Source organism: Pseudomonas sp. P1_C12 (assembly GCF_056406435.1).
The window spans coordinates 47979-69333 of record NZ_JBFUAE010000011.1; the positions used below are offsets into that span (position 1 = coordinate 47979).

At 58.8% G+C, this 21355-nt stretch carries 18 protein-coding genes and 1 pseudogene; 11 read left to right on the plus strand and 8 right to left on the minus strand.

The window, feature by feature from the left end; genetic code table 11:
* Positions 1-262: 262 nt before the first annotated feature.
* Positions 263-5158, plus strand: coding sequence for an NAD-glutamate dehydrogenase (locus AC1D19_RS19140; RefSeq protein ID WP_477764136.1), 4896 nt, complete (start codon positions 263-265; stop codon positions 5156-5158).
* A gap of 174 nt (positions 5159-5332) precedes the next feature.
* Here the strand turns inward: AC1D19_RS19140 and AC1D19_RS19145 are convergent, their stop codons facing one another.
* The 4 genes from AC1D19_RS19145 to pdxR form a co-directional block, all read right to left on the minus strand.
* The gene (locus AC1D19_RS19145) at positions 5333-6040 is read right to left on the minus strand and encodes an ATPase (RefSeq protein WP_477764137.1); all 708 of its coding nucleotides are present in this window, start codon (positions 6038-6040) and stop codon (positions 5333-5335) included.
* Positions 6041-6269: 229 nt separating this feature from the next.
* Positions 6270-6680: a cupin domain-containing protein gene (locus AC1D19_RS19150; RefSeq protein WP_477764138.1), complete on the minus strand. Its 411-nt coding sequence runs from the start codon at positions 6678-6680 to the stop codon at positions 6270-6272.
* Between the two features lie 192 nt (positions 6681-6872).
* A complete protein-coding gene (locus AC1D19_RS19155) occupies positions 6873-7166 on the minus strand; it encodes a putative quinol monooxygenase (RefSeq protein WP_108215849.1) in 294 nt (97 codons plus the stop codon).
* 123 nt (positions 7167-7289) lie between these two features.
* Complete coding sequence (gene pdxR, locus AC1D19_RS19160) at positions 7290-8723, minus strand: MocR-like pyridoxine biosynthesis transcription factor PdxR (RefSeq protein WP_477764139.1); 1434 nt, start codon at positions 8721-8723, stop codon at positions 7290-7292.
* A 205-nt stretch (positions 8724-8928) separates the two neighbouring features.
* Here pdxR and AC1D19_RS19165 point away from each other — a divergent pair, with 205 nt between their 5' ends.
* The 8 genes and pseudogenes from AC1D19_RS19165 (at position 8929) to idi (ending at position 15255) form a co-directional block, all read left to right on the plus strand.
* Positions 8929-9369 (plus strand): carboxymuconolactone decarboxylase family protein, encoded by a 441-nt coding sequence (locus tag AC1D19_RS19165; RefSeq protein WP_477764140.1) that lies wholly within the window; start codon positions 8929-8931, stop codon positions 9367-9369.
* Between the two features lie 73 nt (positions 9370-9442).
* Positions 9443-10423, plus strand: a complete 981-nt coding sequence (locus AC1D19_RS19170) for a LysR substrate-binding domain-containing protein (protein ID WP_477764141.1) — start codon at positions 9443-9445, stop codon at positions 10421-10423.
* An 82-nt stretch (positions 10424-10505) separates the two neighbouring features.
* Positions 10506-11014: pseudogene (locus AC1D19_RS19175) on the plus strand (GNAT family N-acetyltransferase).
* 115 nt (positions 11015-11129) lie between these two features.
* Entirely contained in the window at positions 11130-11624 is a 495-nt protein-coding gene (locus tag AC1D19_RS19180; protein ID WP_477764142.1) for a hypothetical protein, read from the plus strand.
* A 174-nt stretch (positions 11625-11798) separates the two neighbouring features.
* Positions 11799-12509, plus strand: coding sequence for a dUTP diphosphatase (locus AC1D19_RS19185; protein ID WP_477764143.1), 711 nt, complete (start codon positions 11799-11801; stop codon positions 12507-12509).
* On the plus strand, positions 12496-13890 hold the full coding sequence (locus AC1D19_RS19190; RefSeq protein WP_477764144.1) for a cytochrome P450: 1395 nt from the start codon (positions 12496-12498) through the stop codon (positions 13888-13890). Before AC1D19_RS19185 ends, AC1D19_RS19190 begins: the two co-directional genes overlap by 14 nt.
* Positions 13891-13927: 37 nt before the next feature.
* Positions 13928-14737 carry a class I SAM-dependent methyltransferase gene (locus AC1D19_RS19195; RefSeq protein WP_477764145.1) on the plus strand — a complete coding sequence of 270 codons (810 nt, stop codon included), beginning with the start codon at positions 13928-13930 and terminating at the stop codon, positions 14735-14737.
* Positions 14737-15255 (plus strand): isopentenyl-diphosphate Delta-isomerase, encoded by a 519-nt coding sequence (gene idi, locus AC1D19_RS19200; protein ID WP_477764146.1) that lies wholly within the window; start codon positions 14737-14739, stop codon positions 15253-15255. The genes AC1D19_RS19195 and idi overlap by 1 nt, the downstream gene beginning before the upstream one ends.
* A gap of 9 nt (positions 15256-15264) precedes the next feature.
* On the opposite strand, the gene AC1D19_RS19205 is transcribed toward idi, so the two are convergent.
* From AC1D19_RS19205 to AC1D19_RS19220, 4 genes are all read right to left on the minus strand, one after another.
* On the minus strand, positions 15265-17625 hold the full coding sequence (locus AC1D19_RS19205) for a tetratricopeptide repeat protein (protein ID WP_477764147.1): 2361 nt from the start codon (positions 17623-17625) through the stop codon (positions 15265-15267).
* A gap of 200 nt (positions 17626-17825) precedes the next feature.
* Positions 17826-18854 (minus strand): HAD family hydrolase, encoded by a 1029-nt coding sequence (locus AC1D19_RS19210; protein WP_477764148.1) that lies wholly within the window; start codon positions 18852-18854, stop codon positions 17826-17828.
* Between the two features lie 177 nt (positions 18855-19031).
* Positions 19032-19184 carry a hypothetical protein gene (locus AC1D19_RS19215; RefSeq protein ID WP_477764149.1) on the minus strand — a complete coding sequence of 51 codons (153 nt, stop codon included), beginning with the start codon at positions 19182-19184 and terminating at the stop codon, positions 19032-19034.
* 190 nt (positions 19185-19374) lie between these two features.
* Complete coding sequence (locus tag AC1D19_RS19220; RefSeq protein WP_477764150.1) at positions 19375-19800, minus strand: YciI family protein; 426 nt, start codon at positions 19798-19800, stop codon at positions 19375-19377.
* Between the two features lie 178 nt (positions 19801-19978).
* On the opposite strand from AC1D19_RS19220, the gene AC1D19_RS19225 reads away from it, so the two are divergent.
* Positions 19979-20422 carry an SRPBCC family protein gene (locus AC1D19_RS19225; protein WP_477764151.1) on the plus strand — a complete coding sequence of 148 codons (444 nt, stop codon included), beginning with the start codon at positions 19979-19981 and terminating at the stop codon, positions 20420-20422.
* A 235-nt stretch (positions 20423-20657) separates the two neighbouring features.
* A complete protein-coding gene (tpx, locus tag AC1D19_RS19230) occupies positions 20658-21158 on the plus strand; it encodes a thiol peroxidase (protein ID WP_477754059.1) in 501 nt (166 codons plus the stop codon).
* Positions 21159-21355 lie beyond the last annotated feature (197 nt).

A 21355-nucleotide genomic window follows, 5' to 3' on the forward strand; every position in this document is an offset into this window, starting at 1 on the left:
CCGCAAGCATGGGCCTTGCCGCACTCGTTAAGCTGCGCAACGGATGAGCACCCGTAAAGACATTGCGCTGCACCCGGCCCAGTCGTTTTTGCAGATGCCCATTCACGGAAGGTGAATGTGACTTGAGTGTCTCGTCCAGCTTCACCCACCTGTCACCCTGTTTCCTCTGCCCGAGAATCAGGAACAGGGTGACGGGTAGCCCCGAACAGGGGTTTTGCACGCGACGCTTCCATCAATAACAAGCCCAAGCGGAGTACCACAGATGGCGTTCTTCACCGCAGCCAGCAAAGCCGACTTCCAGCACCAACTGCAAGCGGCACTGGCGCAGCACATCAGTGAACAGGCACTGCCACAAGTGGCGCTGTTCGCTGAACAATTCTTCGGCATCATTTCCCTTGACGAGCTGACGCAGCGTCGGTTGTCCGACCTTGCTGGCTGCACCCTTTCTGCGTGGCGCCTGCTTGAGCGCTTCGATCACGCGCAGCCGCAAGTGCGCGTCTACAACCCCGATTACGAACGCCACGGCTGGCAGTCGACCCACACCGCGGTCGAAGTGCTGCACCACGACCTGCCATTCCTGGTGGACTCGGTGCGTACCGAACTGAACCGCCGCGGTTACAGCATCCATACCCTGCAAACCACCGTGCTCAGCGTGCGTCGTGGCAGCAAGGGCGAGTTGCTGGAAATCCTGCCTAAAGGCACCCAGGGCGACGACATTCAGCAAGAGTCGCTGATGTACCTGGAAATCGACCGCTGCGCCAACACTGCCGAGCTCAATGTCCTGAGCAAAGAGCTGGAGCAGGTGCTCGGTGAAGTCCGCGTTGCCGTTGGCGATTTCGAGCCGATGAAGGCCAAGGTCCAGGACATCCTGACCAAGCTGGACAACAGCCAGTTCGCCGTCGATGCCGACGAAAAGAACGAAATCAAGAGCTTTCTGGAATGGCTGGTGGGCAACCACTTCACCTTCCTCGGCTACGAAGAGTTCGTGGTCAGCGATGAAGCCGATGGCGGCCACATCGTCTACGACAATGACTCCTTCCTTGGCCTGACCAAGCTGCTGCGCGCCGGCCTGACCTACGATGACCTGCGCATCGAAGACTACGCCGTGAACTACCTGCGCGAACCGACCCTGCTGACGTTCGCCAAGGCCGCGCACCCAAGCCGTGTGCACCGTCCGGCTTACCCGGACTACGTGTCGATCCGCGAAATCGACGCCAATGGCAAGGTCATCAAGGAATGCCGTTTCATGGGCCTGTACACCTCGTCGGTGTATGGCGAGAGCGTGCGGGTGATCCCGTACATCCGCCGCAAGGTCGAGGAAATCGAACACCGCTCCGGCTTCCAGGCCAAGGCTCACTTGGGCAAGGAACTGGCGCAGGTGCTCGAAGTGCTGCCGCGCGACGACCTGTTCCAGACCCCGGTGGACGAGCTGTTCAGCACCGTGATGTCGATCGTGCAGATCCAGGAACGCAACAAGATTCGCGTGTTCCTGCGCAAAGACCCGTACGGCCGTTTCTGCTACTGCCTGGCCTACGTGCCGCGTGACATCTATTCCACCGAAGTGCGCCAGAAGATCCAGCAAGTGCTGATGGATCGCCTGAAAGCCACTGACTGCGAGTTCTGGACCTTCTTCTCCGAGTCCGTGCTGGCCCGCGTGCAGTTGATCCTGCGCGTCGACCCGAAAAACCGCCTCGACATCGACCCGCTGCTGCTGGAAAAAGAAGTGGTGCAGGCCTGCCGCAGCTGGCAGGACGACTACGCCGCCCTGACCGTCGAAAGCTTCGGCGAAGCCCACGGCACCAACGTGCTGGCCGACTTCCCGAAAGGCTTCCCGGCCGGCTACCGCGAGCGTTTCGCAGCCCACTCGGCTGTGGTCGACATGCAGCACCTGCTGAGCCTGAGCGAAAAAAATCCGCTGGTGATGAGCTTCTACCAGCCGCTGGGCCAGGTGTCCGGCCAGCGCGAACTGCATTGCAAGCTGTATCACGCCGATACCCCGCTGGCGCTGTCCGACGTTTTGCCAATCCTGGAAAACCTCGGTCTGCGCGTGCTGGGTGAGTTCCCGTACCGCCTGCGCCACAACAGTGGTCGCGAGTTCTGGATTCACGATTTCGCGTTCACTGCCGCCGAAGGCCTGGAACTCGACATCCAGCAGCTTAACGACACGCTGCAGGACGCATTCGTCCACATCGTGCGTGGCGATGCCGAGAACGATGGGTTCAACCGTCTGGTACTGACCGCCGGCCTGCCATGGCGCGACGTGGCGCTGCTGCGTGCCTACGCCCGCTACATGAAGCAGATCCGTCTGGGCTTCGACCTGGGCTATATCGCCAGCACCCTGAACAACCACACCGACATCGCCCGCGAGTTGACCCGGTTGTTCAAGACCCGTTTCTACCTGGCACGCAAGCTGGCCAGCGACGATCTGGACGACAAGCAGCAACGCCTGGAACACGCGATTCTCAGCGCGCTGGACGACGTTCAGGTACTGAACGAAGACCGCATCCTGCGTCGCTACCTGGACCTGATCAAGGCCACCCTGCGCACCAACTTCTACCAGACCGATGCCAACGGCCATAACAAGTCGTACTTCAGCTTCAAGTTCAACCCACACTTGATTCCCGAGCTGCCCAAGCCGGTACCGAAGTTCGAAATCTTCGTCTACTCGCCGCGCGTCGAAGGCGTGCACCTGCGCTTCGGCAACGTGGCTCGTGGCGGCCTGCGCTGGTCCGACCGTGAAGAAGACTTCCGTACCGAAGTCCTGGGCCTGGTAAAAGCCCAGCAAGTGAAGAACTCGGTGATCGTACCGGTGGGTGCGAAGGGCGGCTTCCTGCCGCGTCGCCTGCCACTGGGCGGCAGCCGTGACGAGATCGCGGCCGAGGGCATCGCCTGCTACCGCATCTTCATTTCCGGCCTGCTGGACATCACCGACAACCTGAAGGACGGCGCCCTGGTGCCGCCGGCCAACGTCGTGCGTCATGACGACGATGACCCGTACCTGGTAGTGGCTGCGGACAAGGGCACTGCGACCTTCTCCGACATCGCCAACGGCATTGCCATCGACTACGGCTTCTGGCTGGGTGACGCGTTTGCGTCCGGTGGTTCGGCCGGTTACGACCACAAGAAGATGGGCATCACCGCCAAGGGCGCGTGGGTCGGCGTACAGCGCCACTTCCGCGAGCGCGGCATCAATGTCCAGGAAGACAGCATCACGGTGGTGGGCGTCGGCGACATGGCCGGTGACGTGTTCGGTAACGGCTTGCTGATGTCCGACAAGCTGCAACTGGTCGCAGCGTTCAACCACCTGCACATCTTCATCGACCCGAACCCGGAGACGGCATCGAGCTTCGCCGAGCGTCAGCGCCTGTTCGACCTGCCGCGTTCGGCCTGGTCGGACTACGACACGAGCATCATGTCTGAAGGCGGCGGCATCTTCTCGCGCAGCGCGAAAAGCATCGCGATTTCCCCGCAGATGCAAGAGCGCTTCGATATCCAGGCCGACAAGCTGACCCCGACCGAACTGCTGAACGCCTTGCTCAAGGCTCCGGTGGATCTGCTGTGGAACGGTGGTATCGGTACTTACGTCAAAGCCAGCAGTGAAAGCCACGCCGATGTCGGCGACAAGGCTAACGATGCACTGCGCGTGAACGGCAACGAACTGCGCTGCAAAGTCGTGGGCGAGGGCGGTAACCTGGGCATGACCCAACTGGGTCGCGTCGAGTTCGGCCTCAATGGCGGCGGATCCAACACCGACTTCATCGACAACGCCGGTGGCGTGGACTGCTCCGACCACGAAGTGAACATCAAGATCCTGCTGAACGAAGTGGTTCAGGCCGGCGACATGACCGACAAGCAACGTAACCAGTTGCTGGCGAGCATGACCGACGAAGTCGGTGGTCTGGTGCTGGGCAACAACTACAAGCAGACTCAGGCCCTGTCCCTGGCAGCCCGTCGCGCCTTGCCGCGGATTGCCGAATACAAGCGCCTGATGAACGACCTGGAAGGCCGTGGCAAGCTGGATCGCGCCATCGAGTTCCTGCCGGCCGAAGATGCAATCAACGAGCGCATCGCGGCAGGCCATGGCCTGACCCGTGCCGAGCTGTCGGTGCTGATCTCGTACAGCAAGATCGACCTCAAGGAGCAGCTGCTGGGCTCCCTGGTGCCGGACGACGACTACCTGACCCGCGACATGGAAACCGCTTTCCCGCCAACCCTGGTGAGCAAGTTCTCCGCGGCGATGCGTCGTCACCGTCTGAAGCGCGAAATCGTCAGCACCCAGATCGCCAACGACCTGGTCAACCACATGGGCATCACATTCGTTCAGCGACTCAAAGAGTCGACCGGCATGAGCCCGGCGAACGTGGCCGGCGCCTACGTGATCGTGCGCGACATTTTCCACCTCCCGCACTGGTTCCGTCAGATCGAGAACCTGGACTACCAGGTCTCCGCCGACGTGCAACTGGAGCTGATGGACGAGCTGATGCGTCTGGGCCGCCGCGCCACGCGCTGGTTCCTGCGTGCCCGTCGCAACGAGCAGAACGCTGCACGTGACGTCGCGCACTTCGGTCCGCACCTGAAGGAGTTGGGTCTGAAGCTCGACGAGCTGCTCAGTGGCGAGATCCGTGAAAACTGGCAGAGCCGTTATCAGGCTTACGTCGAAGCCGGTGTTCCGGAGCTTCTGGCGCGTATGGTGGCTGGCACCTCGCACCTGTATACCCTGCTGCCGATCATCGAGGCTTCCGACGTGACTGGCCAGGACCCGGCAGAGGTGGCCAAGGCCTACTTCGCCGTGGGCAGCGCGCTGGACATCACCTGGTACATCCAACAGATCAGCGCTCTGCCGGTTGAAAACAACTGGCAGGCCCTGGCCCGTGAAGCGTTCCGCGATGACGTCGACTGGCAGCAACGTGCGATCACCATCTCGGTCCTGCAACAGGGCGATGGTACCCGGGACGTGGAAACACGCCTGGCGCTGTGGATGGATCAGCACGAGAGCATGATCGAACGCTGGCGCGTCATGCTGGTGGAAATCCGTGCTGCCAGCGGCACCGACTACGCCATGTACGCGGTGGCCAACCGCGAACTGCTGGACCTGGCGTTGAGCGGTCAAGCGGTAGTGCCTGCCGCTGTCGCCGCCGAGCTGGAACCGGCTGCCTGATCAGGCGTTGAATGAAAAAGCCCCGCATCGAAAGATGCGGGGTTTTTTTTCCTGAATTTTTGCAGTGAAGGGTAGGTCCCCATCGCGGGCAAGCCCGCTCCCACAGGTTTTGTGAACACCGAAGAACCTTGTAGGAGCGGGCTTGCCCGCGATGGGGGACTAAGGATCAACTAATTACTGGAAGACTGAAGAATTTTCAGTGCTCATCGAGACATTACTTGTCGGGCTGGTCAGTAAGTTACTGAGCGACTGATCAAATTTTTGCAGGGCCCTTACTTGCACGTTCTGTTGTTGATTAATATCCGCAACTATCTCTTCACTGCGCTTATAGTCGGCCCACACCGGGCTGAGTGCTTTCGCGTCATGGCCTTGTGCAGTACCGATGTAGTTGAAGTTCTTGTCATAAAAGTCCGCACGGACATCCGCCTGGATATCCGAACTGCGGGAGGTCATCAGTTGACTGCGGGTGTCAATCACTGCCATTACATCCGGTTTCGCTGCCCTGAGGCTCTGAATGTCCGGGTATACGATAACCGAGCCAAATTGCCGCTGCAGGGAGGCCTTGACCCAATCCACCGCCTGGTCTGGCCTGGAGGTGGCTACGTAGGCGTCATGAATCGGCTGCACCAGCAGGCTCTGGCCGAAACCGGTGCCGGCGTTGGCTTGATAATCCCGAAGGTAGGCACGATTGGTCTGAGTGGATTGGCTGTAGATAACGCCCAACGAAACTTGGCTACCGTTGGTAATGCTGGTGGCACCGCTGCGGCCCACCGGTTCGGTGAAGATACCGTTCAGCGAAGAGATCGCCGTGGGCGCGGTGGGGATCGAGCAGCCGGTTAAAACAACAGCCATGGTCAACGTACTGGCAAGCGCAAGTTTCATGGTGTTTCTCCAGTGAAACAACTTCAGTCGAAAGTTAAAGTTGCCGGCGTGGTACCGGCGGTGACTCAAGACTAAACCCTGAATGATTTATTTAAATAGCCAATACCTGCACTTGTCCGGTGGCCAATAGTTTTGTTTGGTTTAAAAGTTTTCGGTTAATTGCGTGAGGAAATTAAAAGGCCCGAATCCGTGATTCGAGCCTTTTTATTTATAGCTGTACGTTCAGCCATCAGTGTTCCAATGGGATCAACACTTTCTCGTCCGGGGCCAAAACCATGAATACCAGCAACTTGGCAGGCTTGGTTGCGCTGGCGTTTTTCGACACCAGGTGTTCCGACCCCGCTGGCTCATACCAGAACTCACCGGCCTTGTAGGTTTTCGCCGGCTCGCCCTTGACCTGAGAAACGATTGCTCCCGAAATGACATAGGCCATGGTGGTGCCATCGTGTTTATGGGCGATGGACGACTGGCCGGGCTGGTAATCGACTTCGATCATCAGCGCTTTTTTACCGGGGACGTTCTTCAGCATTTCGTCCTGCAGGACAGTGACCTTTTCCGCAGGATCATGGGCAAAAGCCGATGCACAAAACATCAGGGCCAGGGCGGCAAGGGGGGCAGCACAGAAGCGCAACACGTTCATGGTTCGTTACCTGCGGTGGTTGGTTGTTGCAATCCACAGTAGTGCGCAAGTGGTAACGATCAAACAGCCAATATTCGGGAAGGCGAGGGGACCAATTAACCGGCGTTAAAAGCAAAGATCGCAGCCTGCGGCAGCTCCTACGGAGAATTCCGTGTGGGAGCTGCCGCAGGCTGCGATCTTTTGATCTTGTTTTTAAACGATCGGAAAACTGTTGAAGTCCACGGCATTGGCCAGTTGGCTATCGATCAGGCTGATAAAACCCTGGACCTGCGGGCAGTTGAAATGCGATCGCATGGCCGCTTCCGATTGCCAGTGGGCGCTGACGGTCCAGCGATTGGTGTCCTCGGGGCAGCGGTCGACCATATAGGATTCGCAGCCCGGTAGTTCACGCAGGGTTTCGACAATCTTTTGCAGTTGCTTACCCAGTTCATCCGAGCGGCCGGCGGCGGCCTGTACCTGTACGGTATTGATCACTTCATGGGACATTGCTCACACTCCTGAATCAGGCCGGACGAATCCTGCTCATTGAGGGATAACGCCTATGCAGGATAGGCCTGCCCCCGGGGACCGCCAATAGCCAATCGCCGGATAAAGGCGCAGGCCAATTCGTCAGGCTACCTGCTGCAGGATGTCGCGCAAACGGTCCAGGGCGATGTCGATGTCGAGGGTTTCGATGGCGCCAAAACCGAAGAAAAGCCCGGCCCTGGGCGCTTGCTGATAGAAAAAGCTGTCGATGGCATAGAGCCCGACTTCGACTTTTTTCGCCAGTTCGATCACCAATGGAATATCCATCGGCACTTTGCACATCACCACCATGTGGAATCCGGCAGTGGACGGCACCGCTTCCAGCCAGGGCGAAAGGTCGCCGGCCATGCGCGTCAGGATCCGCTCGCGGCGCCCGGCATAGATCGTATGGCAGCGTCGAATGTGCTTGAGCAGGCAGCCTTCGGCAATGAACTTGGCCAGCGCCCATTGCGGCAGGGTCGAGGTATGCAGGTCGGTGAGCTGTTTGGCACGCACCACGGCCTCGAGGATCGCTGGTGGCAGGATCGCATAGCCGAGCCGCAGCTCCGGCAACAGGGTTTTCGAGAACGTGCCGACGTAAGCGACGATCCCCCGTTCATCCATGCTTTGCAGGGAATCGGCAGGTCGGCCCTCATAGCGGAATTCGCTGTCGTAGTCGTCCTCGATGATGATTGCGCCCAGCTCATGGGCCTTGACCAGCAGTGCTTCCCGGCGCGCCTGGCTCATCGGCATGCCCAGCGGGAACTGGTGCGAAGGGGTGACATAGATCAGGCGCGTGCCGCGAGGAATCTGGTCCACCACAATGCCTTCGGCGTCCACCGGTACGCCAATCACCGTGGCGCCATGGGTGCCGAACAGCAGCCGCGCCGGCGGGTAACCGGGGTCCTCCATGGCGACCAGGCTGCCTGGACTGATCAGCACCCGTGCGATCAGGTCCAGCGCCTGCTGCGCGCCGTTGCACACCACCACATCCTCATCCTGGCAATTGACCCCGCGCGAGAACGCGATGTGCCGGGCAATGGCGTTGCGCAGGGCTGGCAAACCCTCTGGCAGGCTGTAGAGGCCTTTGGAACCGGCAATCTGGCGCAGTGCGTGAGAGGTGCAGCGTCGCCAGTCATCCTGGGGAAACTGGCCCTTGCTGGTGGCGCCGCCGATGAAGTCGTAGCGCAGCGAGCCCTCAAGCGTCGGGTGACGCAGAAACACCGGCAGGTTGCGCCAGGACTCGATCACCTCGAAACCGGCAAGCTCGCAATGGCTCTGTTTACGCTGCACCTTTGAAGTGCGCGCGTTGACGTAAGTGCCTTTGCCGACCACGCCGGTGAGGAAGTTTTCGTAGGTCAGCTGGGCGTAGGTATCGGAAATGGTCTTGCGCGAAATACCCAATTGCCCGGCCAGCAAGCGGCTGGGCGGCAGTTGCGTCCCGGCGGCCAGGCGACCGGATTCGATGGCGCTGCGCAGTTGGTTGTACAGCTGGCCGGCCAGGTCCTTGCGGCCGTTGATGACAACATGTAGTTCCATACCGGCGAGGCTCCGGGTCTGTTGAGGCGCGTGTGCGTCGCGCAAGATTACCCTTATCCGCTTGTCGTGCAGAAGTTGTGCAGTGGAAAAACCGTCAATTGGTCTGGTGGCGGTGGTCCCCGGGGAAATCGCCTGATTGGATCTGTCATGCCTGCGCGCCAGCGACTACCGTGAAGGTCACATCACTGCTGCACGAGATCGCTCCATGACCCCCCGCCTGGATTACTACAGCGCGTCCCCCAAAGCGATGAAAGCCATGATCGCGATGGAGGCCCTGACCAGCAGCCTGAGCATCGAGCAGGGCCTGCTGCACCTGATCAAGATTCGTGCTTCGCAACTCAATGGCTGTGCCTTTTGCACAGACATGCATTCGGTGGATGCACGGCGCCTGGGCGAAAGCGATCGGCGCCTCTATTCCATAGTGGTCTGGCGCGACAGTAATTTTTTCAATCCGCGGGAAAGAGCCGCGCTGGCCTGGACCGAGGCGGTCACCTTGCTCTGCGAAAGCCACGTGCCGGACGATGTCTACGCGCAAACCCGGGAGCAGTTCACTGAAAGTGAAATGGTCGACTTGACCATCGCCATCACCACCATCAACAGCTGGAACCGTCTGGCCGTGAGCTTTCGTCAGACGCCCAGCGCCTGAGTCTTTGTCATGGCAGGTTCATGAACGACCCGCAGGATGCAAATGTCAGTGTCAGATCGACAGGGAGTCCTCGATGTCAGTCATGGAAACCAGCACCCGCCAGGGGGCTACCGAGTATCGTGTAGCCATTGATAAAAACACCTCCTGGCGCCAGTTGGCAGCAGGTATCGACCCCGAACTGGCGCTGTGTTTCACCGTCAGCGCCCGTTGCGGTTGCTTCATGCAGGCCGCCCGCAGTCTCAACCTCAAGGCCACCCGCCTGCGCAGGCAACTGGTGCTGCTGGAAACGCAGCTCCAGTGTTCATTGTTCAACCATTCAGACAATGGTTTCAGCCTCAGCCGCGATGGCTTGCGTTTGCACGCACAATTGATCGCCCTGGCCCATGAGCGCAATTTGCCGGTGATCGAGCAGCCGTTGATTCGCCTGGCCGTGGCGGATTCGATCCTGCATGACATTCTCGGACGCGGCCTGGTTGCACTGCTGCGGCGCAACGCCAGCGTGCGGCTGGACATCATCACGCTCGACAGCGAATTGTCATTGCAGGCGGTCAGCGCCGACGTGGTGGTGTGGCTGGGCGAGACCGAGTCGCCGTTACCGGGGCCAAGCTTTGCCACCACTGAACCCCGGCGTCTGGTGCAACTGGATTACCTGCCGCACATTGCCAAGCGCTACTCGCGGGTCGCTTCCAGGCCGGAATGCCTGGATGACCTGGCCGATTTTCTCCTGGTGCAATGGCAGCAGGACGGGCATGTAGAAAGCTTGCGGCCATGGAATGCGCTGGTGGATCAGCGCCTGGCCGGAGCGGTGCAACTGCAATCCTGGGAGCTGATGCTGGAGATGATCCGTTGCAGTGCCTGCATCGGCCTGCTGCCGCACTACATGAGCCACTTCGACCGCGGGCTGATCGCCTTGCCGGGCCTGTTTGACCAGCCGATGCGACGTCAGGTGTGGATGGCGGTCAACGCCCATTCCGGGGACGACGCGCAGGTAAAGATGATCGTCGAATTGATCGAAAACACCTTCAGCGAGCGCCGGGCGTGGTTTGAAAGCTGAGTGCTCCCACATTGGTTCTCGCCACACCCGAAGGTAGCGTTATAGAGTGAGCGACCATGTCTGCTTCAAGGATGATTCACCCATGCCAGCCACCGAACCCGTTATCACCCTCGAACGCTTCAACGAGTCCCATATCGAAGGCATCACGGCGCTGTACAACGCCCCGGAGATCGCCCGACAAACCCTGCAAATGCCGTTTCAGTCCACCGAGCTCTGGCGCAGGATAACGAACGCCTGGTGAAAGTGGTGGCCCTGCATCAAGGGACGGTCATCGGCAACATTGGCCTGGAGCAGTTCTCACGCATTCGTCGCAGCCATGCCGGCAGTTTCGGTATGGGCGTTGCGGTGGCGTGGCAGGGCAAGGGCGTGGGTTCGAAGCTGCTCGCGACGGCGCTGGATATCGCTGACAACTGGATGAATCTGCAGCGCATCGAGCTTTCGGTGTACGCCGACAACGAAGCGGCCATTGCCCTGTACCGCAAGTTCGGCTTCGAAACCGAGGGCCTGTTCCGTGATTACGCCGTGCGCGACGGCGTGCTGGTGGACACCTTGAGCATGGCGCGCCTGCGTCGCCCGCCCAAGGCCGGTTGAGTCAGCCACCCAGGGCAAACCTCTGGCGTACCTCCCGGCTGTTAGTTGCACACCGGCTGCACGCATCTGCCATGCTCAATGTCCGTAGCACTGCTGCAACCAAAGGAACACTGCAATGGACGATGTACAGCAACTGGGTGAAATGCTGCGCCACTATGCGCAAAGCGAAGCGCACAAGAAGCAACTGTTTGAGTCCCGGTCGGCCGATTGGGCAGCGCGTATTGGTGGGCTGTTCGATCAGATCCAGCAGTGGCTGGAACCGGTCAAGGCACCTGACCTGCTCGAAGTGAACCGCGAAGCGTATGTCGCGTCGGGGCCGAGTGCTCCGGTGGAGACCTCTCCATTCAAGACCGAAAAGCTGAGCATCCTGATCGCCGGCAAACCGGTGGAATTCGTACCGGACGTGATGGGTGTCGGCGGACAGATTTCGTTGGCGGTGATGGGATTCACGGCGGCGCGGTATGGCAGTGTTTCGCTGGTTTGCCTGCCGCCGTCGGACAGCTGGCAGTGGCGCAAGACCAATGGCCTGAAAGACCCGGACACCTTTGCCTTCGATGCGAACTTTCTGGCGCAGCAGTTGCAGAGTCTGATTCCTCGCGAGCGCAGCTGATTGTTGTCAATTTTGTGATTGGCAGGTAACCCTGTGGGAGCGGCGATCAGGGTAGCTGAATCTGTAACGTGGTTTCCTACGTACATATCCGAAAAAGCTGATAGTGGCTCTGATTCCGAGATGACACTTTGTTCAACTCTTGAATGGGTGGTCAGATCGAAGAGGTTTCATCGGATGGAGGGAATTTCGTTTGAACAGGCTCTGTCGCTGGTCTCGTGGCAGAACAGTCTCAATTGCCTGGTGGATCCGGACTGGTCCCGTGCTCGGTATCCTTATCTGCGTGGCGTTCTGGCTGAAACCGCCGAGGCCATGGACCATCACGGCTGGAAGTGGTGGACTCCCCAGGCCCCCGATCTGCAACAGTTTCAATATGAACTCATGGATGTATTGAGCTTCTTCCTCTCCCATCACATCAGTGAAAATCGCGGTGACCTGAGTATTTCCGCTCGCGCCCTGGTCGGGCAATCAGATCCCGAAGTGAAACATTATCTGTTCGACAAGCGCGTGATTGACCTGAAGGCCTGTGATGTCCTGCAGCTATTGGAGTGGTTCGCGGGCCTGGCGATTTTTGGAGTGGCTGCCTTGCCTGTGCTGGAGCGCATATTTTGCCTGTCGGGGCTGAGTGACTGGGACGCTGTAGTTTCAACGTACCGCGAAAAATATGAATTGCATGTGTTTCGACAACGCAATGGATACAAATCGGGTGAGTACCGGAAAAACTGGAAAGGAAAAGAAGACAGTCTGCATCTCGCTGAACTCGTCCAGAGCAGAGGTCGCACAGGTGCCAGTCAGGATTGGCAACTCGATCAAACATTAAAAAATGCCTATTTACGCCTGACCTCTCGAAATGATGTTGAACCAGGGGGTCGCAATGCCTGCGATTGAACAACTTCCCGGACCCGTCGGGTTGCCATTGCTCGGTAATGCATTGCAACTCAAGTCATCGCAGGTCTACAGGCAACTATGCGAGTGGGCGGACCGATATGGCTCTATCTATACATTCAGAATCGGTTGGCGCCGTATTCTGGTTATTTCCGATGCGGCACTGATCGGCGAGTTGTTGCGCAATCGTCCGGAAAAGTTTCGTCGATGGAGCAAAATGGAAGAGCTGGGGCTGGAAGTTGGAGCCGATGGCGTGTTTGTGGCCGAGGGGCAGAAGTGGCGACGCCATCGCGAGTTGGTTGTGCCGGCATTTGACAAACTGCATGTCAAACATTTCTGGAGTCGATTGGAGGCAGTCACGGAACGCCTTGAGAACCATTGGCGCGCGCGCGCTATCGCCCGGCAGGCGTTTGATATTCGCCAGGATTCGATGAGCTATACGGTCGACATCGTTGCGGGGTTTGCCTTTGGTCATGACCTGAACACCTTGAATGACAGGAACAGCGTGCTGCAGGGGCACCTGTCGCAGTTCTTGCACACGGCTGCGCGGCGTCAGGCCGCGATATTTCCCTATTGGCGTTACCTGAAGTCTAGGTTGGACCGCAAGTTCGACGCATCCCTTGCGCAAATAAACCAGACAGTCAATGAAATGATCGCGCAGGCGCGCGTGCGTATTGCAGCCGATCCCTCGCTTTGCGAGCGCCCGGGTAACATGGTTGAAGCATTGGTTGCCTACCAGAACAACAATGACACCGGAGCCCTGAGCGATGGCGAGATTGTCGGCAATGTGCTGACTTTCCTGTTGGCGGGAGAGGACACCACTGCCAATACGATTGCCTGGACGATTTACTACATGGCCCGTCACCCCGATATTCAGCGTGAGATGCAGCGCGAGGTGGACAGTGTCATCGGTGCCGGCACCCGGTTGAGCGACATAAAGCAAATTGATGAGTTGCGCTACGTCAACGCAGTCATACAGGAAAGCATGCGTCTCAAACCGGTGTTTCCGCTCCTGACGCTTGAGCCTAACCAGGATGTGGTGATCGACAATGTGTCGGTGATCCGAGGCACCCCGTTATTCCTGTTGCCGGGCCACCTGGGACAGCAGCCTGGCTGCTTTACCGATGCCTGGCAGATGCGCCCCGAACGCTGGCTCGATGACGCCCGCTATATCGATGACAACCACAAGGCCTTCATGCCCTTTGGATCCGGGCCGAGGTATTGCCCCGGTCATCGCCTGGCGAAACTGGAGTGCCTCATGGCCATCAGTACATTGGCCAGGAACTTCCATGTGCTACCGGACCCGGACGCCGTTGAAACGAGTGAAGTTTACGCCTTCACCCTTTGCCCCTCGCATGTGCCGGTACTGCTGAGCAAGCGTTGACCCTACCCGGATATAAACCTTGAAGATGGAGCTTTAATTGGACAGTCAATCCCGGTCCTATCTATTACGCGTGGGCGATGCCGATCGCGAGCGCCTCGAAGTGCTGGCCAGCATCTACGATCCAGGCAGCCAGGACTTTCTGCAACGTCATCTGCCAGCTCAGGCAAGTACTCTGATTGATCTTGGTTGTGGTCACGGCCAACTGACATGCTGGACGGCGAAGGCGTTCTCCCGGTCCTGGGTCTACGGGCTGGATCTATCGGATGAGCAGCTGTCTATCTGTGAGCAGAACCGGGTGGCGCTTGACGTGCCGAACGTCAGCTTCCATCGTCATGATGTGCTGGACCCTGCCCGGGATATTCCACAGGCAGATGCAGTTTATTGCCGCTATCTCCTATTGCATTTGAGAGAGTGGGACACCTTCTTCCATAACGCTCTGGCACTCTGTAAGCCGGGCGGTTCACTGCTGATCGAAGAGCCGGGATTTCCCTTTTTCTGTTATCCACGCCATGAAGCGCTCGATCGTGCGAACGCCCTCGGACAAGCACTGACCTCGAGGATGGGCTTGCGTTTTGACTGTATTGATCCGTTATGGAGCTATGTTCATGCACTGGACAGTGTCCGGGTAAAGGCTTATTCGTTCAGCCAGCCGATCCTGGCCACCGACCGCCAGAAAAGCCTGCTTTGGCGTTCATTTACGCAAATTCATCAACCCTTGATCTCGATGGGGTTGTGTACTGGGCAAGAGGCTGATTCCATTCTTGCCCAGCTGGCGCATATTGCGGATGATCCACTGTACGTTGTCGGTACCTTGCGCATGGTCCAGTTGCATCTGGTGAAGCTGTGATGGCTGAGATCAAAGTGATTCTGGTTGATGAAAATGACCATCCGGTGGGCGAGATGGAAAAGCTGGCAGCCCACGAAAAGGGGCTGTTGCACCGAGCGGTCACGGTGTACGTGTTCAACTCGCGCAGTGAGCTTTTGCTCCAGCAGCGCGCCGCGGACAAATACCACTGTGGTGGGCTTTGGAGTAACGCCTGTTGTGGTCATCCTTACCCAGGGGAGGACACACTTGCAGCGGCACAGAGGCGACTTGAAGAGGAAATGGGCCTCAGGTGTACGCTACACAAGGGCTTTGAGATCAAGTACCGGCTGGAGGTTGACCAAGGCTTGGTGGAGCACGAATACGGTCACGTATTTTATGGGGTCAGCGACCAGTTGCCGGTACTGAACCCAGATGAAGCCCAAGCGTTTTGTTACCTGTCCCGAGGGCAAATAGAGGCGCGCCTGCTCCGGGACCCGGAGCATTTCACGCCTTGGTTTCGATACACTTTTGCCAGGGCAAGCAAAGCGTTTGAGGTGTGACGCCAGCTGTTATTTCAACGCCGGGTCCCCCATGTTCATTTTCTTCCAGCCCTGCAACAGAACCTGCGCCTTGGGCTCCTGGCCGTTGTCCAGGTAGTACTGGATCAACGACAAGCGGGCATTGCGGTTGGACGGTTGTTCTTTCAACAGCCGTTCCAGCTCTGCGCACGCCTCGTCAATCTTGCCGCTGTCATGCAGGGCCACCGCCAGCACATAGCCGAACTGTCCGCTCTGTGGCTCCAGTTGCGCGGCCTTGCGCAAGTACGGCATGGCCTGTGCGGCCTTGCCCGCGCGAATCAGCGCAAGGCCCCGGGTGTGTTGCAGCAGGCCTGAGTCGGGGTGGTCCTTGAGGCTTTGCGCCAGCAGGACATGGCCTTCCTGACGGCGACCGTTGGCCTCTAGCCATTGCACCAGGGTGACCAGCGCCGGGTAGAAGTCCGGATCGCGCTGCAAGGCGGTACGCAGCAAACCTTCGACTTCTGCACTGCGGCCATCCGCCTGATAGAGCATGGCCAGGTTGAGGTTGGCCTCGGCACGCTCGGCCAGACTCTTTTGCACCGCCTCGTATTCGACGATAGCGGCATTCCAGTTGTCCTGAGCCGTGCCCAGGCCGTTGCGCGCCACACTGAGCAAATCCCGGGCGGCGGCGATGCGCACTGCTCTGACAGGATCATTCAACAAGGGGGTCAGCAGATGCGCGCGTTCCGGTGGCGGCAGGAATGCGCTGAGCGCGCGTATGGCACTCTCACGTACTTCAGGCGCCGGGTTGTTCAGGTCCCTGGTGGCCAGTTTCAACGCTTGTTCGCTCGGATACAGTGACAATTCGCCGAGCAGCGTCGCGCGCTGGATCGCCGGCAGATTGCTGCGTTGCAGTTGCTCGAACAGCGCCTGCGCCGCACCCGGTTGACCGTTACGGATCAGCCACAGGCTTTCGTCGTAACGCGGGGCTTGCACCGCGCTGGCGTTGGCGGTGTTCCACAGTTTGAATTGCCCGGTGATCTTGTCGCCGGCCTTGCCCTGGTGGCAGGTCAGGCAGGCGTCAGACGTACCGAGAATCTTTGCTCGCTCAGGGTTGGGAATGCTGAAGCTGTGGTCATGCCGCAAGTCATTGCCCATGTAGAACTTGCCGGGCATATGGCAATCCACGCACTGCGAGCCCGGTTGGCCCATGGTGTGGCGCGTGTGTTCGATTGAATCGTAGTTTTTCGCTTGCAGGCCCTTGCTGTCGACGCCTTCCACGGTGGTTTTGCCGGCGGTGTTATGGCATTGCAGGCAAACGCCGTTGCCTGGCGCTTTCAATTGAGTGCTGTGCGGGTTGTGGCAGTTGCTGCAACGCACGCCCTTGTCGAACATTTTGCTCTGGGCGAAGGAGCCGTGTTCGAACACTTCGTCCTTGATCTTGCCGTCCAGTGCGTACAGTTCACGGGTCAGAACGCTCGGCAGGTAGTCGTCCATCAGGCGCTTGCCGACTGTGTAACCGTCGTCCAATGGTGCGCGGCGCGAGTGGCAGCGGGCGCAGGTTTCGATTTCGAAGTTGGCGTTCTTGTCCTTGAGGTCGACGGCAAATCCGGCATGGATCAGGTCGGTTTTCTTCGCCGTCCATTCCAGGTGGCTGGACGCCGGACCGTGGCAGGCCTGACAACCGACACCGAGGCTGTTCCAGTGACTGTCGAAGGTGTTCTTCGCCGCATCGAAATTGCGTTTGAAACCGGTGGTGTGACACTCGACACACATGAAATTGGCGTTCTGGCTCGGTTTGCTCCAGTGCAGCGGGTTCTTGAAGTTCACACCCTGGCCCGGATACAGGTGAAACCAGCGGTGCTTCTCGGTATCCCAGGCTACGCCGAGCGCCTGCAGGCGGCCTTCGCCGACCTCGATCAGGTATTGCTGCAAGGGGGCGACGCCAAAAGCATAGGCCACCTTGAAGTCGGCATTCTTGCCGTCGACGCCGGGGGTGTTGACCCGGAATTCGTCGCCTTTGCGCGAGAACACCGTGGTCTCTTTTTCGGTCTTGAAGGTGACGTTATTGAAGTCGCCGAGCAGGGTGTCGGCGTTGGCTTGCTGCATCGCCAACTGGTGATGGGAGCCTTGCCAGTCCTTGACCTGCTCGCCGTGGCAGCCCTGGCATTGTTGCTCGTCGACCATTTTCGCAGGCACGAGAGCGACCGGTTGCGGCTTGGCCGGTTCGACGACAGGGGCGCTGACAGGGACTGGCTGGAGCTGCGTCGGTGTACTGCTCAGCAAAAACCAGCCAATACCTACCACTGCGAGCAGCAAGATGCCGATGGTGACCGGGAACAGATAACGGTTGATCAGGGTCGGTTGCGAAACAGGGTGTGGGTTTGCAGCTTTATTTTTATGTTTCGGCATCACGACTTCCATGGTCCAGGTGCGATTGCCTTGCGGTGCGCGATGAAGCTCGATGCAGCTTTGCCGGATGGTCGGCGTGTGTCAAATGACGTTGCGTTGGGCTGATGGCCCCTTCGCGGGCAAGGCACCCAATCACTCCCCGAAAAACCACCGGTAATGTACTGCGAAAAACGTTTATTGCAGTCCTGCATCACGTCTTTTTATTGCACTTGCTCGGCTGTGGAGGCATCGAACGGATAGATCCGACGCCAATCGGACGCCATGTCGACGACCGTCCAGCGACGTTTGTTTGCTTCGTCCAGAGCCTTGTCCAGACGACCGATCTGCGATTGCCGGTCGTAAGCCCATTCGCGTTTGGCGTCGGTGTGATGCACCAGGCCCATGAAGCGTTTACCGGGACCGGCGGCGGTCCACTGGAGCATTTGCAAGTCACCGTCGGAGTTGCCAAAGGCGAGGATTGGCCGGCGTCCGATCACGGCGTCGATGCTTTCCGGTTTGCCCGGGCCATCGTCGTTGTGGGCCAGTTTTGGCGTGCGCAGGATAGACGCCTGGCCGTCCTTGAATTGATAGGCAGTGACAAAGGTGGTGCCAATGACCTGTTCTGGCGGGATGCCATAGACCTTCTCGGCGAAGGCGCGCATGAACCCGGTGTCGCCGCCGGACACGACGTAGGTCTTGAAGTCTTTGCCGCGCAGGTAGTCGAGCATCTCCAGCATCGGCTGGAAGATCATCTCGGTGTACGGCTTGCCGGTTTTCGGATGGCGGGCCTGGCTCAGCCAGGTCTTGGCGTAGTCATCGAAGGCTTCGGTGGTCATCCCGGTGTGGGTGGCACCGAAAATTTTCATCATGCCCTCAAGGCCACTGGCGGCCAGGGCCTTGTGATCGTTTTCCAGCACCGCCTGGAAGGGCTGGGTGGTTTTCCATTCCGGGTGCTGCGATGCGGTGCGTTTGACTTCCTCGAGGGCGAACAATAACTCGAAGTACATCGGCTGCTCGCTCCACAAGGTGCCGTCGTTATCGAACACGGCAATTCGGTCCTCGGGCTTGACGAAGTCCTTGTTGTTTTGATCGGTGACCGTCTGCACGAACTCGATGATCTGCTTTTTCGACGGGCCATCGTTCCAGGAGGGTAGCGGCTCGGCCGCCTGGACCAGTAACGGCAGGCTCAAAGCCAGGGTCAGCAGGAAGCTGAATGCGCAGTGATGGCGCAACGATATCGAATTCGTCATGGGAAATCCTTCTCGTGAACGGGGTTGGGCGGATGCAGTGCACAAGTGACTGATTCTCTGTTGCGCCCGGCCTGACTATGCAGCGTAGACAAGGATTCCCTGGTTTGGCGCAGCGCTTGATCTTTGTTCGGTTCACGGCCGTAACAGGCCCGCAGGAAGGTTTGCAGGCGCGGGCCGTCAGGCTGCGACGGCTGCGTCGGGTCCACAGATACCCAGTTGCAGTTCGACCAGGCTGCCGACCATGACGGGATCGGCGGGTTGCAGGCTGACGCTGACCCGCAGTTCGGGTTCGGCGGCGAGGGTACTTGTGTCGATCAGGCAAAGGAGCAAGGTGCCGAATTTTGTGGTGGATGAGCGATTGCAATCGCGAGCAGGTCGGATCGCCGCACCGTCGCTCCCACAGGGGATCGGTGGCGCACACTGATCCAGTGTGTGCGGGCTTGCCCGCGATGGCGGATTTACATTCAACGCTGATGGTGGCTGATCTGCCACCTTCGCGAGCAAGCTCGCTCCAGGGGATTCAGTTCTTCTTCGCCTGCTCCCACACCCGTTCTTCCTGCGCACGCAGTTGCGGCGTGAATTCGGCACCAAAGTCTTCAGCCTCGAACACCTGGCGAATCTCGATCTCGGCTTCGGTGCCCGGCATCGGGTTGGGGCAGCGCTTGACCCACTCGATGGCTTCTTCTTTGGACCTCACTTTCCACAACCAGAAGCCGGCGATCAGTTCCTTGGTTTCGATGAAGGGGCCGTCGATGACGGAGCGTTGCTCCCCCGAAAACTTTACGCGGGTGCCTTTGCTGCTGGGGTGCAGGCCTTCGCCTGCGAGCATGATGCCGGCCTTGACCAGTTCTTCGTTGTAGTTGCCCATGGCAGTCAGCAGTTCCTGGCTGGGCATCACGCCGGCTTCGGAATCGGCGCTGGCCTTGATGATGATCATGAATCGCATGGTGTATTCTCCGTTGTTATTGAGTGACTCGCTAAATGGTCGAATGGCTGTAGTGCAAATCGACAGCCCCTCGACAAAATTGTTGTAGAAGACACTTTGGCAGGTTTCTTTTCGACCGCCATTTCGCTACACCGTATTTCTGGCGAGCCTGTCCAACGATCAAAGGAATGTGTCCCGTATGGCAATTCTGGAACTCACTACACTCATCCCCGGCCGCACGCCCGGACAGGTCCTCGACTTCTGCCTGGAAGGGGTCAACTTTCCGAAGATTTTCCCTGAGCGCATTACCCCGCTAGGCGATATCAATCTGAATGACCTGCGGATTGAAGCCGGGCGGCAATTCCGCTTTCGCCACTGGATGTTCAATGTGATTCCGTCGAGCTGGACGGTAGTGATCCGTGAAGTCGGTGAAATGTATTTCATCGACGAGATGCTCAAGGGACCGATGCGTGCCTTTCGTCATGAACATCGGGTCGAGGCGGGAGAGGGCGGTACGCTATACACCGACCGGGTGACGTATTCGGCGATTGGCGGTGCGCTGGTGGAAGCGCTGCTTGTGAATTCCTATATGCGGCGGATTTTCGAGGCGCGACATCGGAACATGCTGCAATTGCTTAAGTAGCGCCGTGATCTTGTGGGAGCGAGCCTGCTCGCGATGGCGTCAGATCAGTCACCAGCGATGTTGAATGACATAGCGCTATCGCGAGCAGGCTCGCTCCCACGGGGGTAAGGTTTGTATCCAGTTTTGTACGCTGATACATGACAATTTATGTTTGACCATAGGTCGTAGGACAATTTCGTGGTTAACTTCGGCCTCGTCAAAATTCTCCACCACAACGTTCAGAAGGACTCCGTTCATGGCTCAAGTCACTCTTAAAGGCAACCCGGTTCAAGTCAACGGCCAACTGCCACAAGCCGGTTCCAAGGCGCCAGCCTTTTCCCTGGTTGCCGGCAATCTGTCCGACGTCACCCTGAAAGACTTTGCCGGCAAGCGCAAAGTACTGAACATCTTCCCAAGCATTGATACCCCGACGTGCGCCACTTCCGTGCGCCAGTTCAACGCCAAGGCCAGCGACGTGGCCAACACTGTCGTACTGTGCATCTCCGCTGACCTGCCGTTCGCCCAAGCCCGCTTCTGCGGCGCCGAAGGCCTGGAAAACGTACAGAACCTGTCGACCCTGCGCGGTGCCGAGTTCATCCAGAACTACGGCGTGGCCATCGCCGACGGCCCGCTCAAAGGCCTGACCGCTCGTGCCGTTGTGGTTCTGGACGAAAACGACAACGTGCTGCACAGCGAACTGGTTGGCGAAATCGCTGACGAGCCGAACTACGAAGCGGCACTTGCTGTTCTGAAATAAGCGTAGCTTTACACTTATTAACGGCCTAGGGGGGGGCGATCTTAATTGATTTCCCCGCCGCGTTGTCGCCTTAAAACGGGCCAGGCAAGGCGCAGGCCGCTGGGAATGGTTGTTCCCTTTCCAAGGCCTGCAACGCAGCCTGGCCCGTTTTAAGGCACAACCCGAAGGGCCGGGCCTGCTGTTGTGCAGGGCTGCGT

Excerpts from the sequence above, each read along its gene's own strand:
- AC1D19_RS19165 (WP_477764140.1), top strand. The coding sequence starts at position 8,929 with ATGACCCCCCGCCTGGATTACTACAGCGCGTCCCCCAAAGCGATGAAA.
- AC1D19_RS19150 (WP_477764138.1), bottom strand. The coding sequence starts at position 6,680 with ATGAACGTGTTGCGCTTCTGTGCTGCCCCCCTTGCCGCCCTGGCCCTG.
- AC1D19_RS19185 (WP_477764143.1), top strand. The coding sequence starts at position 11,799 with ATGGAGGGAATTTCGTTTGAACAGGCTCTGTCGCTGGTCTCGTGGCAG.
- AC1D19_RS19190 (WP_477764144.1), top strand. The coding sequence starts at position 12,496 with ATGCCTGCGATTGAACAACTTCCCGGACCCGTCGGGTTGCCATTGCTC.
- AC1D19_RS19220 (WP_477764150.1), bottom strand. The coding sequence starts at position 19,800 with ATGCGATTCATGATCATCATCAAGGCCAGCGCCGATTCCGAAGCCGGC.
- pdxR (WP_477764139.1), bottom strand. The coding sequence starts at position 8,723 with ATGGAACTACATGTTGTCATCAACGGCCGCAAGGACCTGGCCGGCCAG.
- AC1D19_RS19205 (WP_477764147.1), bottom strand. The coding sequence starts at position 17,625 with ATGCCGAAACATAAAAATAAAGCTGCAAACCCACACCCTGTTTCGCAA.
- AC1D19_RS19170 (WP_477764141.1), top strand. The coding sequence starts at position 9,443 with ATGTCAGTCATGGAAACCAGCACCCGCCAGGGGGCTACCGAGTATCGT.
- AC1D19_RS19225 (WP_477764151.1), top strand. The coding sequence starts at position 19,979 with ATGGCAATTCTGGAACTCACTACACTCATCCCCGGCCGCACGCCCGGA.
- AC1D19_RS19140 (WP_477764136.1), top strand. The coding sequence starts at position 263 with ATGGCGTTCTTCACCGCAGCCAGCAAAGCCGACTTCCAGCACCAACTG.
- AC1D19_RS19210 (WP_477764148.1), bottom strand. The coding sequence starts at position 18,854 with ATGACGAATTCGATATCGTTGCGCCATCACTGCGCATTCAGCTTCCTG.
- tpx (WP_477754059.1), top strand. The coding sequence starts at position 20,658 with ATGGCTCAAGTCACTCTTAAAGGCAACCCGGTTCAAGTCAACGGCCAA.
- AC1D19_RS19145 (WP_477764137.1), bottom strand. The coding sequence starts at position 6,040 with ATGAAACTTGCGCTTGCCAGTACGTTGACCATGGCTGTTGTTTTAACC.
- AC1D19_RS19180 (WP_477764142.1), top strand. The coding sequence starts at position 11,130 with ATGGACGATGTACAGCAACTGGGTGAAATGCTGCGCCACTATGCGCAA.
- AC1D19_RS19155 (WP_108215849.1), bottom strand. The coding sequence starts at position 7,166 with ATGTCCCATGAAGTGATCAATACCGTACAGGTACAGGCCGCCGCCGGC.
- idi (WP_477764146.1), top strand. The coding sequence starts at position 14,737 with ATGGCTGAGATCAAAGTGATTCTGGTTGATGAAAATGACCATCCGGTG.